The organism is Litoreibacter albidus (genome assembly GCF_900107015.1).
In the GTDB taxonomy this organism is placed as follows: Bacteria; Pseudomonadota; Alphaproteobacteria; order Rhodobacterales; family Rhodobacteraceae; genus Litoreibacter; species Litoreibacter albidus.
In genome coordinates this window covers 74060-87294 of sequence record NZ_FNOI01000007.1, presented here as the reverse complement: position 1 = coordinate 87294, position 13235 = coordinate 74060, and the positions used below count along the sequence as shown (strand labels likewise).

Sequence of the window (13235 nt, the reverse complement as noted above, 5' to 3'; positions counted from 1 at the left end):
GCTTTCACGCTGAAAACGTGGTCAGGTCACCCGAACGATCCACCAATGTGACCCGCGAAATCTGCCCTTCCGAGACTATCCGTTTAACCAACTCCAAGGGGGCAAGAACCAAGGCGGTCGACAGCCCATCGGCCAAAACCGCCGAAGCCGCTTCTACCGATACCGTCGACCACTGTGGCCTCGCAGTCGGGTGGACGATATGCCCCCCCCCGGGCAGGGGGGTGGCGTTCGGACTGGACGTCGCTATGGCACCGGTTGTCAGCGTTCGCATGCCAAGAGAGCCGTGGACCGGGTCACTCAGCTCCAAGCGCCAAGGGCCACCAACGCCGCGGTGTTCCCCTATGTTGACCAGCACATCGCCAAGACCGTGCGCGCGCAGAACCTCTGTGACTTTATCCGTCGCAAATCCCTGCGCGATACCGTTGAACGTTAGCGCTTGCGACTTGCCCAGCACAATACGGCGGGCGTCCAATTTAACCTTTCCCCAGTCTCCTCCCGTGCCAGAGGCCCCCACTACCCGTCCCGCCGCGCGCGCTTTCCAAAGCCGCTGCACAGTCGGGTCGAACAGTCCGTCGGTCAGCTTGTGGATGCGGTCGGCGGCCGTCATCAGCTCCAAAAACCACGGTTCAGGCCCCTCAAGGTGGCCAACAGCATTCAGTCGCGATAGGGCCGAGGAAGGATCGTATAGGTTAAACAGGGCTTCCACCTCCGACATCACCCGCCGCGCATCGCGCAAGGCTGCGGCAGCGTCTGCGCCCCCCCTGATCGTTATCGCAATGTCCGCGCCAAATGCGCGGCCTTTCCAACTGTGGGCGTGCGCGGCGTTTGGCGCGCAGGCGAAGGCGGCGGAGACGGTCATGAAACGGCGGCGTGTGAGTGTCATTCGGCAGCGACCTCCGAAGGGCGGCGTTTAGCGGCGAGTATCAACGGCACGCACTGCGTTCTGTCGTCATGGATGGTGACGCAATCCAGACATTGGAAGCACTCCGAGTACTGGATCTCACCGGTTTTCTTGATCGCCCCGTAACTGCATTTCACCTTGCAAAGCTGACATGGAGACCCACATTCGTCGCGGCGCTCTATCCAGTCTTGTCCACGGACAAGTCCGCCGATAGCCATGACTGCGCCCAGCGGGCAAACGTAGCGGCAGAAGCCTTTAAACAGCACCATCGACAACACAAGCAACCCGACGGCATAGGCGACGTAATACCATTCCCGCAGGAAAAATGTCGTTATAGCGGTCTTGAACGGCTCCACCTCGATAGCTTTGTCCAGCCGTGCGGGGGCCGTGAGCAACATTAAAACTAGCGCTGCAAGCACCCCGTATTTGATCCACTTCAAGCGGCCGTCCCAAACCTGTGACGGTTCGATCTGGGGCAGCCGCAAAATGCGGCCTAGGTGATGCGCGAACTCCTGAAGCGCACCGAACGGGCATAGCCAACCGCAAAACAACCCGCGTCCCCATAGGACGAAGCCCAGTATCGTGACGCCCCAGATCGCCAGCGAAAATGGATCGTACAACAAAAACGCATATGACCCGCCCTCCAGCGCCGTGCGCGCCACCGCCAGTGGCGTGGCAATCGACAACTGGCCTTGCCCCCACCAGCCAATGAAGCACGTCACAAATGCCAAAACCCCAAGCCGTATCGCTGCAAAGTGGCGGTGCCCTGCAAGCCGGTTTAGTCGCAGCCCTAGTACGGCCAGAAGTGCAGTAAGAAAAACGCCCAGCACGATCAGGTCCGCTTGACGGTTACGTAGGGCATCAACCCATGGCGGCACGGGTTTCACCGCCTCCACACGTGCGTAAAACCGCTCCGGCGTGGCATGGGTGAGTTCCAGATCGACGGAGCCTAGCTCGGGCTGAAAGGAACCGTGCTTGCGCAGCGCCTTTATGCGCAACACCCAATCCGCCGTCGGGTCGAACCCCAGCCTGCGGTCCGTGCGCAAAATCAGTGCCGCGCCATCGTGTAGGGCGTCTGGCAAGGCATCGTTCAGCTCCACGTATATATCGGAGTCGCGGAAGGCGATCGGGAACCCGCCTTGCTCAGCGCTGATCAAGTCAGGCGATGTGTTGCGCACAAAATCCTCGGTCACCAGACCATGACGTGCGGTGTCGATCACCAAGACGGGCTCATCCGTCGTCGAGATCGACATGAATTGTTGCAGCTCCTCCAGTCCTCCTTCGCTCAGGACGGCTTGCGCAATGGAAGGTGCGCCCAGATCAATGACCCACAGATCCAGATATGGCGCGTCGGGGTTTTCCTTGGCCTCGGGATCATCGTCCTCCCACAAAGTGCCCGCGAATATCGCGTCGATATCGCGGTTCAGAACAGTCTTTCGCGCAGCAATCCCTTCAGCGACCAAATCGTCCCACGACAACTCCTCGACGTAGTCCATATCCGGATAAGCTGGCGGGCCGGTCGAGATGCCATTCATCTTCTCGCGGGCGACCTTTAGTGTCGCGGCCAATATGCTTTCATGCGCAATCCGGACTGATGCGGTGCCTTTGGTGACCCCGTCCAGATAGACCAACGCCGACCCGTCGCTGCCGGCCCCGTAGGGGGAGCCGACGACTAAGCTATCCGATATGGAATGCCCGCGGTACTGTTTGAAGAAATCGAAAAATAACTTCTCCGGCAGGCCGGACACAAAAATCGGCTCATTGTGCGAAATCAACTGCACGTCAAGGAAGCGACCCTCTAGGTCCAACACAACCAACACGTTAATCGCTGCACCAGAGAACCCTGGAAGGGGGGCCATCGGCTCCGTCTCGAATACGTATCCGGCCTGCGTCCCGCCGGAGTTCAAAAGCTGCCACACGCCTTCGTCGTTCACCTTTTCGCCGAGCGACATCGGGGGCGCGATGAAGGGCGCGAGCACGTCGCGCGGTAGTGGTTGCGCGATGCAAGTGGCCGCAAAGCACATCCATAAAAGCGCTCCAAGAAGAGCCTTGTGAAGTGAGACACCTACCCCCATGGCAAGAAGCGTAGGCCCGCCCCCGTGCCCACGATATTCGACTTAGGTACACACTCTGAGGATTTGGCTTGGGGAGTTATGGCATTTCGTGACACCCTGCGCGTATGACAAACCCCTCCGCTCCCAATCAAGCGTCGGTCGTCGCAATATCGCTGTGCGCACTTATCATAGCGTGGGCGGTTGCGGCGTGGGTCGGGGCTGATCCGACGATCTTGCCAAGTCCCTCCGCCGTCTGGTCCTTGGTGATCTCTGAAAGCCAGTCTGGGGAGCTTACCAAGCACCTTTTTGCCACCCTACGGCGGGTCTTTTTTGCCTTCACGCTCGCGATGGGATTCGGCTTGATCATCGGCATCGCGATGGGACTGAATGCCACCCTAAACCGGTGGTTCGGTGCGTGGCTTGTTGTCTTGCTGAACATCCCCGCGCTCGTGGTTATCGTGCTGTGCTATTTATGGATTGGCCTGAACGAAGTTGCCGCTATTACAGCAGTAGCATTGAATAAGACTGCTATGGTCGCAGTGACTATCCGCGAGGGCGTTCATTCATTGGACCCCAAGCTGTCCGAGATGGCCCGATCCTACCAACTGCGGCCCGCAAGCAGATTGCGTCACGTCATCTTGCCACAACTCTGGCCGTTCATTGCGTCCAGCACCCGCAACGGCTTGGCGATCATCTGGAAGATTGTCTTGGTGGTGGAATTCTTAGGTCGCAGTGATGGCGTCGGCTTCCAGATACATCTGTATTTCCAGCTATTCGAGACGGCCTATGTCCTAGCTTACGCGCTAAGCTTCGTCGCTATTATGCTGGTGCTGGAATACGCCGTCATTGGCGTCGTAGAGCGACGCGCGCTGCGCTGGCGGAGCGACGCTAAACGCGGCTAAACCTCGCCTAAGATCAGCGGCGATAGCAACGCGACTTGCTACCGAACCCAGCGGGGGAGCAAACATACGTACCGCTGCCCGTCGTGCTGGCGATTTCGGTCGCCTCTGCGGCAGCACTGCGGGACGTCGTTGAAAGGCTTACCGCGCTAACAATTGCCAACCCGAAAACCATCGTGCGGCCCAAAGGCCGGTGCATTTGAAAAACCACTGTTCTCTCCTCAATTCGGAACCGCATTCAGGACGCGCGATCCTCGTTAATGTGAGAGAAATGCCTTAAAAACCGCTAAACGGTCAAGCCAGCCTGAGTTTTAAGCTGGCAAACGTGTCTCATAAGCCAGCCCATGCGCGGCGTTCATCCGCCCATCTGCTGAGAAGGAGAGGGAACTCAATCCGTTAGCTTGCGCGAATTGTCGCCAGCCGACTTGGCCGATTGCCGCCTATATCTGCCACCCCACGGCTTGCCCGTCAGTTCGTCACGTTTTGCGGGCGCCGCCAATCAGGTAATCCGAATCCATTTGGCCATGGATAGACTTCTCGCTGGTTAAAATAGATCACTGCGTCCAACTCAGGATATTGCGCGGACTTGCTGCGCACGTCTGCCTCCCAAAGGGCCATGTGTTCCTCGTCGCCAGTGAAGCCCAGCTCCGCAATCATGATGGGTTTTCCGAATTCTTGGGCACGGGCGTAGCGCGGGGCGAAGATATCATCGAAGGACTGCTCCTCACCGAGTACCTGCTTTTCCCACGGCCCCAAGCTGAACACTGACAGCCCTACCACGTCGACGTAATCGTCACCGGGATAGTAATCCGCCATGTCCTCGAACCCCAAGGGCGACCACATGAAAGACGCATTAGGTGCAGACACGCGACAGATGTCGATCATCTTTTGGTACGCGTCCACATAGGTTTGCGGCGCCCATCCGGCCCAGATGAATTGCCCACTTTCGTCGTCCATCTCTTGCGCCCAACGGATCGTTAATGGGCGCCCTAGCGAGCCGAGCGAGGAGCACACTGTTGTCATCGTCTCGTCGTACACACCCGCCGCGATACCGGCTTGTAGAACAGCTGGTGAATTGCGCTCGTCGCGGGTCCACGTCCAAGGCTCAATCGTCACAAGCAAAGATCGCCCACGGTCCTTGGAGTAGGTTTCGGCCTCAGCCAAACTGGGCAAGAACACGTCTTCCCATGGCAAAAACAGGTGCTCGATTGCGATGCCTGTCACGTCGCTAAAATCGCCGCTCGGATCGAAGACGCCAAAGGGAATATCGCCTGGTGGCAGTGACTGCGGCATGACAGGCGCAGCAATCATCATCGCGCCAATCAAAGCGCCAGCACCAATGGTCTTTTTATGCATGAGGGGTAGCATTACTTTCCCTTCCTAATATCCATGTTTGAAATAAGGTCTGATAGCCAGTTCGAGTTATAGCTGACGTGGACTTGTCCGCGCCTGCCCTGCCCCGCGCCCGCAACGACGAAGCCGGACTGAATAAAGCGCACCTCACCGCCCGTCGTCGCCAAGGCAATAATCGCGTCACTGCCCTGCGCGACCGTGCCGTAACCGATCGCTGCGGTCAGCACCGCGATGCAGCCGAACTGCGCGCCTAAGGTTCCCGTGACCCTGCGGTGCAACATCGGGTTCTCTCGCAAGTGGTTCACAACGATAATGGCAAACAGGCTGGTGTAGATCGCGGCATTGACCAGCGCGAAGATGTAGAAACCGGCAGCTTGCGACACGTCCTTGGCGAAGATCACCGGCAGCAAGGACACCAGAGCCAGCACAAAGTACGGGGCCAGCACCGACCATGGCACCACCGACGACGCGGCCTCCCCTTTGGGCGTCACGCGAAAATCGACGAAGTTGCCCGTGAGCTTATCACGCAGCGCCATCACGCAGCCCCACAGAACCCACGGCCATTGCAACGCGGCAAACAACGCCTTCTCCCAACCCAGAATTTTAGCGTCATAGGGTCGGAACATTTTGTCGGCCCTTACAAGGTAGGCAAGTAACAGCAGCATGATGACGGTCGGCAAGATATGCGCCACAAAGGCGGGATACATAACCCCCACAAACCGCACATCAAACAACAGCGCACAGATGGGCATCACGAATAGCGTCGCCATGAACACCGCAAAGATCGGATACCAAAGCTGCGAGAACACGAACTGAAATTTCTGGCGGGCCGGCAACGTGCGTAGGTACCGCGGAGTATGCGACAGCAACAACGTCAACAGACTGCGCGACCATTGGAACTCTTGTGTCACAAGATCGGACAAGTTGGCGGGGCCCTGCCCGATAGCAATAGCGTCCATCGCGTGCATGCCCCGCCACCCTGCCGCGTTCATCAACATGGAGGTGGAGTGATCCTCCGCCAGCTCCGGCCCCAACCCACCGATCTGGCGTAAAGCCTTCGTCCGAACCGCATAGTGGGAGCCGATGCACATCGGGGCCCATCCATTGGAATAGCCAGCTTGCAGAACCCCGTGGAACATCGCCTCGGCGTGCAAGCGCGTGCGAGCCGCCCAACTCATTTCAGCGTTCTGCGAACAAATGCTGGGGGCGCTGACATAGCCTATGTTCGGGTCGGCGAAGGGCCGTAGCATCTCGCGCAGGTAACCGGGTTGCGGCACGTGATCTGCGTCCAGTTGGGCGACTATGTCGTACTGTTCGTACCCGTAGTGGTCATAGAAATAGGCTAGGTTGCCTTCCTTGCAGCGGGTCCGGCGCGGCCAATGCGCTTGGTGATAGGCCTCCACACCCTTGCGCGTGGATATCTTGACGCCGTTGGCTTCGCACCATGCAACCGCGGCAGGTTGCGGGTCTTCATCGGCGAGCCATGTGTCGTGCGCCACGTCCTGCGCCAGCATTGCCAGCAAGGTTTCCCGCACCACCTCAAACGGCTCCGCAGGGGCTTTGGTCACCACCATTGCCACGCGCCAGTCGCCCGTTACCGCGAAATTTTTCGCCACCTGCTGCGCCCGCATGAACATGGCTAAAAAATATGCTTGTAAGAAGAAAATCCAGAACAGGCACGCGCTCACCAGCAAGTAGCGGCCCCAGCCGATGTTGTGTTCCGGCCGCAACCACCACAACCAAAAGAAGGCCGCGCAGACTACCCACGCGCTGATGACCATCCTGTATTTGGTGCGTCGGCGCCCCGTCAGGATAGCTTGGCGAAAGGTTTCGCTGGGGCGTGTTAAGGGGTCAGGCCGAAATTGCATGAACAGCCTCCACCCCGAAACTACGTGCGGCGTCCGCCACAATAGTCGCCAGATCAGACCGCTGCGGCTTGAACCCTAGAGTTTCATACGCAAGCGAGGTGTCAGCGACCAGCATGGGCGGGTCGCCAGCACGGCGGGGCGCAATCTCCACTGGGACGGATCGCCCCGTCAATCGCTCCACCATCTCTACAATCTCGAAGTTGGACGTCCCACGGCCGCTCCCAAGATTGAGCGTCAGGCTCCCGCCCTGCGCACTCAGGTGTTCGAGAGCCAGCATGTGTCCGTGGACCAAATCCGATACATGCACATAGTCGCGGATGCAGCTTCCGTCTTCTGTGTCGTAGTCATCCCCGAACAACTTGAGGCCCTGCGTCCATCCGGCGGCGGCGAATAAGGTCAGTGGGATTAGATGTGTCTCTGGGTCATGGCGTTCGCGCAACATGCCGCTAACGTCCGCACCCGCGACGTTGAAGTACCGCAATATCCCGTAGGACATGCCCGTCTGTGGGGCGATGTCTTTCAACATCTGCTCACACATCAACTTCGTCATCCCGTAAGGGTTGATGGGCTGCTGTGGCGTGGTTTCCGTTACCGGAACCGTCTTCGGCACGCCGTAAGTGGCGCAGCTGCTTGAAAGGACAAAGGTTTTCACACCTGCTGCAGCGCAGGCTGTCAGCAAGGACAACATACCGCCGACGTTGTTCTCATAATAGGCCCGTGGGTTGGTCACGGATTCCCCGACATAGGCCGAGGCCGCGAAGTGCAAAACCGTGTCGACCGCCCGTGCGAGCAAAGCTTGGGTGAGTTCCTCCGTATGGCGGATGTCCAGTTCGACCAGCGGTCCCCATTCAACCGCATCCCGCGATCCCGTCACCAGATTATCCACGACCAGCGGCTTCGCCCCCCGCGCCGCAAGCGCAAGGCAGGCGTGGCTGCCGATATAGCCCGCGCCACCGGTTAAACATATGGACCGCGCCTTTTTCATTCAGCGACCACCAATCTCAGAGGCGCACGCACCGCCTCTGCTGCGAAGTAGGGAATGCTCTGTACCAAGCCTTCGGCAAGCGGCACGTGAGGCGCCCAGCCCAAGCATTCCGCCGCGCGCGAAATATCGGGCTTGCGTTGTTTGGGGTCATCGACAGGCAGCCGTGAGAACACCACGCGCGATGGCGATGCCAACGTCTCAATGACCGTCTGCGCCAGCTCCAGAATGGTGAACTCTGTCGGATTGCCCAGGTTGACCGGATCGCAAACGCTGTCTGGCGCGTTCATCAAGGCCATCAGTCCGCGCACCATGTCGCTGATGTAGCAGAAGGACCGTGTCTGGCTGCCATCGCCGAAGACGGTCACGTCATCGCCCGCCAAAGCTTGCACCACAAAGTTGGACACAACGCGCCCGTCACTGGGTGACATGCGCGGCCCATAGGTGTTGAAGATGCGCGCTATGCGAGTACTAACACCCCGCTGCAAATGGTACTCATAAAACAGCGTTTCAACCGCGCGTTTGCCTTCGTCGTAGCAGGATCGCGGACCAACGGTGTTCACGTTGCCGTGGTATCCCTCCGGCTGGGGGCTGACCTCTGGATCGCCGTAAACCTCCGAGGTGGAGGATTGCAGGATCGTCGCATTGTTGCGCTCAGCTATTTCCAAAAGATTCATCGCACCGATCACATTGGTCTTGAACGTATGAAGCGGGTCCGACTGGTATTTTGGTGGCGAGGCTGCGCAAGCTAGGTTGTAGATTTGGTCCACTGGCCCCAAGGCGGGCAAGCGCTCTATGATGTCATGCCGTATCAGCTTAAATCTGGGATGGGTCAGCAGGTGTTCGATGTTTGATCTACGGCCAGTCAGGAAGTTGTCGACACAAACAACCCGATGCCCGTCTTTAATCAGTTTCGTGCACAGATGACTTCCCAGAAAGCCCGCACCGCCAGCAACCAAGATGCGGCGCACACCATGGCGCGTTTGAGAGTGAATGTTCGACGTAAAAATAGTCACCTTGTTACCCCCGAAAAATCGGTCTGGGTTTGTGAATTAGAAAAGGCAGACAGGTGGTCCAAGCCGTGGAAAAAAGCTGGCCGTAATTCGACCCTGAGCAGTGGACAACCAAGGTCTGTCAAGCAGCCCCCAGACCGTATGAAAATGTAATTTAACTGTAGAAGCGGCGACTTAGTGGGGGAACCTAACAATAGGAATAGGGTCACCCCAATGGGACTAGTCCGGGTAGTTAAGATCGCTCACTGTTTGCCATATGTCGCGGTTGATTGACTGGAGTTCACCGATCGCCGCGCGAACGTCTTCTGCGGCCGCAGCGTCCAGGTCGTTGACCTGCCCCATCATCAATCTGTCCTTGCGGTCCGCTATCCGCATGAGGATGGAGCGCGGGTTATCGCCATCGCTGTCGAATGCATAAATGCAGTGATTGTACCGGTTTCGCAGCGCCGATTGACGTTGTATCCGCCCCGTCAGCGCCAGAATACGCGCGCGCTCCTCTGGTGCGATGCGGTCCAACTTGGCCAGACGCTCCACCATGTCGATGCGCGCGCGTGTGGTGTTTAGCGTCAGGAACACCACGGTGGCGATTTCTTTGTCCATGCCCGATAGGCCCGCGATCAGATGGATCAGCAGGCTTTCGGTGTTGGTCCAGCTGTAGTTGAGCTTGCCGATCAGCAGCAAGAAGGCGTCAAAATCTATAGCGCCCTGCGCCTTGGTCATCGGCCCTGCCTCCTCACCCGTCTGGATTACGTCGGTGATACCAATTCGCGGCCTCGGTCCGGTTGTGAACACCCAGCTTGGCGATGATGTGATGCATGTGCAGTTTCACGGTGTGCTGCGACAGCTGCAATTCATCCGCAATGATTTTGTTCTGCTTGCCCTCAGCCGCAGACTCCAGCACCTGCAACTCCCGCGTGGTAAGATGAACCGCTTCGCAGGGGTGCAATTCCCGGGCGTTGTCTGGTTGGGCCTCTTGCTGAACAGGGGCTTCCGATACCGGCTGATTGCGCACGAAAAGTTCCGCTGGAAAATAGCATTCGCCTGCCGCCAACAGGCGCACAACCGACAGCCAGAAATCGAGGTTAATGTTCATCGGCAGGAAGCCGACTTGCCCCCATGATGCGTCCGTTTGCAAACGCACCACCAAGTTGCGTGCGATTTCAGTGTTGCGAAATGCGAGCGCGATGCTTGCCATCGGGAAGGCCTCGCGAAGTTGCGGCAGGGCCTTAGCCAAATTCTCCAGCATGGATTCATCTACGATAATAAGGCGCACCGCATTTGTGCGTGCCTCCCCCATTAAAAGAAGATCATTAACTGCAGCTGTCCGGATACAACTGATGCACGGTAATTCCGTTTCAACAAGTTTAAGCGCCGTGTCCGAAAAACTCAGCGGGTTGCCAACAAACACGCAACCGACGGTTTTGGCATTCATATTTTTCTCAGCAAGTTTCATATCTGCTTACTCATCTAACTAATAACTAATTATTCAGGCAGCCGCTAAACAAACGGCGCCAAGGGTCTTGCTACAATGTTCCCGATAATGAGCGCCGTTCGCTCACTGCCCTAAACGCGGGTATAGCGTGTCAGGCAGGGATTACAGGCGTGCCGGCCACCTTATGGTGGCTCTTTCGGGGTGATCCGGTCATCGGGTAAACAAAGCTTCCCAGAAACACCCGCGCTTAACTTAAAACTAAATTCAAAAACTGAACTGCGCTCAAAACAGGCATTCGAAGGCGCCTGCCAAAACGCTTAACTGTTTTTTAACCTATCACTAAATCCGGCATTTGTCCGCCACTTCTTTGTCGCATCCTCGGCACATCCCCGCCTCAAGTGGGCCATTTTTCATATCGAAATAACTATAAAATAGGCAAATTTCGCCTACACCTTTCGATAACTTTCCCGATTTTATCCCCCAAAAACAAAGCAGTGTGGGGTCGCTAATTCGTTAACCCTATGTCCAGCTTACGAAGTCAGCCCAGTCGGTAGAAGCTAAGCCAATCACGAATTCAACGTGATCGCCGATGCCACATTAGGTGCCGGTTCGGGGGGCATCATCGGGGCATTTCGCCCGAATCACCTTGTTGCGCTCCTGCTCTGAGAGACTTGAACATTGGGGGTACTGCCAACGAGAAGCATTTAATCCAGAAGCATGTGAACCTTGGATCGAGTCATCGTCCGACGTTCCCAAAACCAAACATCAATCCCATACAGCATCTACACGTTGGTCGCCTTTGATAGAGTGGCGGTCCCGTAGGTGTCATTTACGGAGATACCAACATGTCTAACAAGAACAACTTTTTCTTCCCGATAGGCGGCCACGGTCATCAAGATCAAAACCAGAATCAGGATCAAGACCAGCTGCAAGCGCAGGCCGAACTACAGGCCCAGCTGCAAGGTCAGGGTCAAGGCCAGCACCAGTCCTCCAACAGTGATAACGATAACGACAACGGCAATCACAACGGGAACGGCAATGGGAATGGCAACCTGAACGGAAATGGTAACCTGAACGGCAACGGGAATGGGAACCATAACGGTAACGGTAACTCAAACGGCAACTCCAACGGAAACGGAAATGCGAACGGCAACGCCAATGGCAACCTGAACGGGAACCTGAATGGCAACCTGAACGCAAACCACAACACCTCCACCACGGATGTCGACGTTGATGTCGACCTGAACATGGCGGGTTGGGTGCCGACCGACGATGATTTTGCCGACATTGATATGACTGGCAGCAACATCGACGATATCGTCATGTCCAATGGCGATATGAACTACAGCCCCGGCGATGACATGAACATCGAGGACATCTTGAACGATGCCCTGAACGGCGCTGGCAACGACTCCGCAACGGTCAACACGCAGTCGAACAAACTGACGGACAACGACGTGCTGGACAATGTGTCCAACAGCGGCAACCTCCAGCAGGACAATGACTCCTCCGGTGGTCACGCGAAGTCTGACGACGGCATCTCTGCCGGTGCAGACGGAGGCAAAGGCAACGGGTCAGCTTACGCTGACGGTGGCGGGGCCGTAGGTGGTCTTGGTATCGGCGGTGCAGCTGGTGCAACTGGTGGCGCAAGCGGTAACGGCGGTCACGCCGGTGCAGCAGGTGGCTCAGGTGGCGCAGGTGCGGCTGGTACTGCTGTCGGCCTAGGTGTCGGCCTTGGGGGCGCGTCCTCCGGTGCTGGTACATCTGGTGGTGAAGGCGGCGACGCTGCTTCATTGGCGGCTGGACTTGGCGCAGGAACTGCCTTGTCAGGTGCAAACGCTGAAGGCGGCGACTCTGGTATCGCTGGCGGTGTTGGCGCAGGGATCGGTGCAGCCGGTGCTGGTGCAGACAGCAGCAACACAGGCGACGCAGGTGCCCTTGGCGCCGGACTTGGCCTGTTAGGCCTTGGCCTTGCCGGAGCGAACAATGGCTCCACCGGTGAAGCCGACGCAGACGCATTAGGTGCTGGCTTTGGTGCTGGCCTCGGTGCAAGCGGTGACGGCGGTGGTGCCGGTGCTATGTCCGGTGCAACCGGCATGGGTGCTGGACTGGCTGACGCTGGGAACGCAAACGGCGGCGGCGGCGGCGACGCTGGTGCAATCTCCGGTGCGATGAACAGCACGGCTGGCTACGGCGGACAGAACGCAGCCAACGGCGGCGCAGGTGGTGACGGCTACGGCGGACACGCTTGGGGCGGTGGCTCTGGCGATGCGTTTGGCGGCCAAGCTCAAGTCGGCGGCGTCCAAGCTGGCGGCGGAGTTGGTGGCGCGGGCGGTGACGCTTACGCTGGCGGCGGCGGTGCTGGTGGCAACGCTGGCATGTGGGGCTCGGGCAACGGTGATGACGGTTATGTCACCGGCGAGTCCTTCGCATCCGCAGCTTCGCAGATTGATACATCTGCGTTCAACCAGACCATCGTGCAAGGTGCCAACGTGCTTGGCAACACTGTCGATATGACGGTTGTTGGCGGCTCGTTCAGCTCCAGCTACATCGGCGACGATGGCGACGGCGCATAAGCCTTAGAAACGATCTCCGAGCCCGATGAGAGTCGGGCTCGGACCCCATATTTAGACAAGCTACCTTTTTAATCGACCCGCTACATTCTGCGCAACAAAACCAAGAAACGACCCGAGGAGAGCGCTCAAATTAACTCAAAGCGAGGCTGCGATGTTA

General features: G+C 57.8%; 11 protein-coding genes. 3 read left to right on the top strand and 8 right to left on the bottom strand.

The genetic code is table 11. The features are described from left to right. Positions 1-4 precede the first annotated feature (4 nt). Complete coding sequence (locus BLW66_RS14675) at positions 5-883, bottom strand: FAD:protein FMN transferase (protein ID WP_089947910.1); 879 nt, start codon at positions 881-883, stop codon at positions 5-7. Then, a complete protein-coding gene (locus BLW66_RS14670) occupies positions 880-2925 on the bottom strand; it encodes a 4Fe-4S binding protein (protein WP_244508663.1) in 2046 nt (681 codons plus the stop codon). Before BLW66_RS14670 ends, BLW66_RS14675 begins: the two co-directional genes overlap by 4 nt. Positions 2926-3080: 155 nt before the next feature. On the opposite strand from BLW66_RS14670, the gene BLW66_RS14665 reads away from it, so the two are divergent. Together BLW66_RS14665 and BLW66_RS17985 are read left to right on the top strand one after the other, a co-directional pair. Then, positions 3081-3857 (top strand): ABC transporter permease, encoded by a 777-nt coding sequence (locus BLW66_RS14665; protein WP_089947908.1) that lies wholly within the window; start codon positions 3081-3083, stop codon positions 3855-3857. A 35-nt stretch (positions 3858-3892) separates the two neighbouring features. Then, positions 3893-4057: a hypothetical protein gene (locus BLW66_RS17985; protein ID WP_170833494.1), complete on the top strand. Its 165-nt coding sequence runs from the start codon at positions 3893-3895 to the stop codon at positions 4055-4057. Between the two features lie 265 nt (positions 4058-4322). On the opposite strand, the gene BLW66_RS14660 is transcribed toward BLW66_RS17985, so the two are convergent. The 6 genes from BLW66_RS14660 to BLW66_RS14635 all read right to left on the bottom strand — a co-directional run bounded on the left by BLW66_RS14660 (position 4323) and on the right by BLW66_RS14635 (position 10367). Then, positions 4323-5210, bottom strand: a complete 888-nt coding sequence (locus BLW66_RS14660) for a glycoside hydrolase family 26 protein (RefSeq protein WP_170833493.1) — start codon at positions 5208-5210, stop codon at positions 4323-4325. A gap of 11 nt (positions 5211-5221) precedes the next feature. Further along, the gene (locus BLW66_RS14655) at positions 5222-7075 is read right to left on the bottom strand and encodes a glycosyltransferase family 2 protein (protein WP_089947906.1); all 1854 of its coding nucleotides are present in this window, start codon (positions 7073-7075) and stop codon (positions 5222-5224) included. Further along, a complete protein-coding gene (gene galE / locus BLW66_RS14650; protein ID WP_089947905.1) occupies positions 7059-8060 on the bottom strand; it encodes a UDP-glucose 4-epimerase GalE in 1002 nt (333 codons plus the stop codon). Before galE ends, BLW66_RS14655 begins: the two co-directional genes overlap by 17 nt. Next, entirely contained in the window at positions 8057-9073 is a 1017-nt protein-coding gene (locus BLW66_RS14645) for a UDP-glucuronic acid decarboxylase family protein (RefSeq protein WP_244508662.1), read from the bottom strand. The genes galE and BLW66_RS14645 overlap by 4 nt, the downstream gene beginning before the upstream one ends. A gap of 216 nt (positions 9074-9289) precedes the next feature. After that, on the bottom strand, positions 9290-9790 hold the full coding sequence (locus BLW66_RS14640; protein ID WP_089947904.1) for a hypothetical protein: 501 nt from the start codon (positions 9788-9790) through the stop codon (positions 9290-9292). 13 nt (positions 9791-9803) lie between these two features. Then, positions 9804-10367, bottom strand: a complete 564-nt coding sequence (locus tag BLW66_RS14635) for a helix-turn-helix transcriptional regulator (protein ID WP_244508661.1) — start codon at positions 10365-10367, stop codon at positions 9804-9806. A gap of 980 nt (positions 10368-11347) precedes the next feature. Between BLW66_RS14635 and BLW66_RS14625 the strand changes: the two genes are divergently transcribed. Then, on the top strand, positions 11348-13078 hold the full coding sequence (locus BLW66_RS14625) for a hypothetical protein (protein WP_139254575.1): 1731 nt from the start codon (positions 11348-11350) through the stop codon (positions 13076-13078). Positions 13079-13235: the final 157 nt, after the last annotated feature.

Excerpts from the sequence above, each read along its gene's own strand:
- BLW66_RS14675 (WP_089947910.1), bottom strand. The coding sequence starts at position 883 with ATGACACTCACACGCCGCCGTTTCATGACCGTCTCCGCCGCCTTCGCC.
- BLW66_RS14670 (WP_244508663.1), bottom strand. The coding sequence starts at position 2,925 with ATGTGCTTTGCGGCCACTTGCATCGCGCAACCACTACCGCGCGACGTG.
- BLW66_RS14665 (WP_089947908.1), top strand. The coding sequence starts at position 3,081 with ATGACAAACCCCTCCGCTCCCAATCAAGCGTCGGTCGTCGCAATATCG.
- BLW66_RS14660 (WP_170833493.1), bottom strand. The coding sequence starts at position 5,210 with ATGCATAAAAAGACCATTGGTGCTGGCGCTTTGATTGGCGCGATGATG.
- BLW66_RS14655 (WP_089947906.1), bottom strand. The coding sequence starts at position 7,075 with ATGCAATTTCGGCCTGACCCCTTAACACGCCCCAGCGAAACCTTTCGC.
- galE (WP_089947905.1), bottom strand. The coding sequence starts at position 8,060 with ATGAAAAAGGCGCGGTCCATATGTTTAACCGGTGGCGCGGGCTATATC.
- BLW66_RS14640 (WP_089947904.1), bottom strand. The coding sequence starts at position 9,790 with ATGACCAAGGCGCAGGGCGCTATAGATTTTGACGCCTTCTTGCTGCTG.
- BLW66_RS14635 (WP_244508661.1), bottom strand. The coding sequence starts at position 10,367 with ATGGGGGAGGCACGCACAAATGCGGTGCGCCTTATTATCGTAGATGAA.
- BLW66_RS14625 (WP_139254575.1), top strand. The coding sequence starts at position 11,348 with ATGTCTAACAAGAACAACTTTTTCTTCCCGATAGGCGGCCACGGTCAT.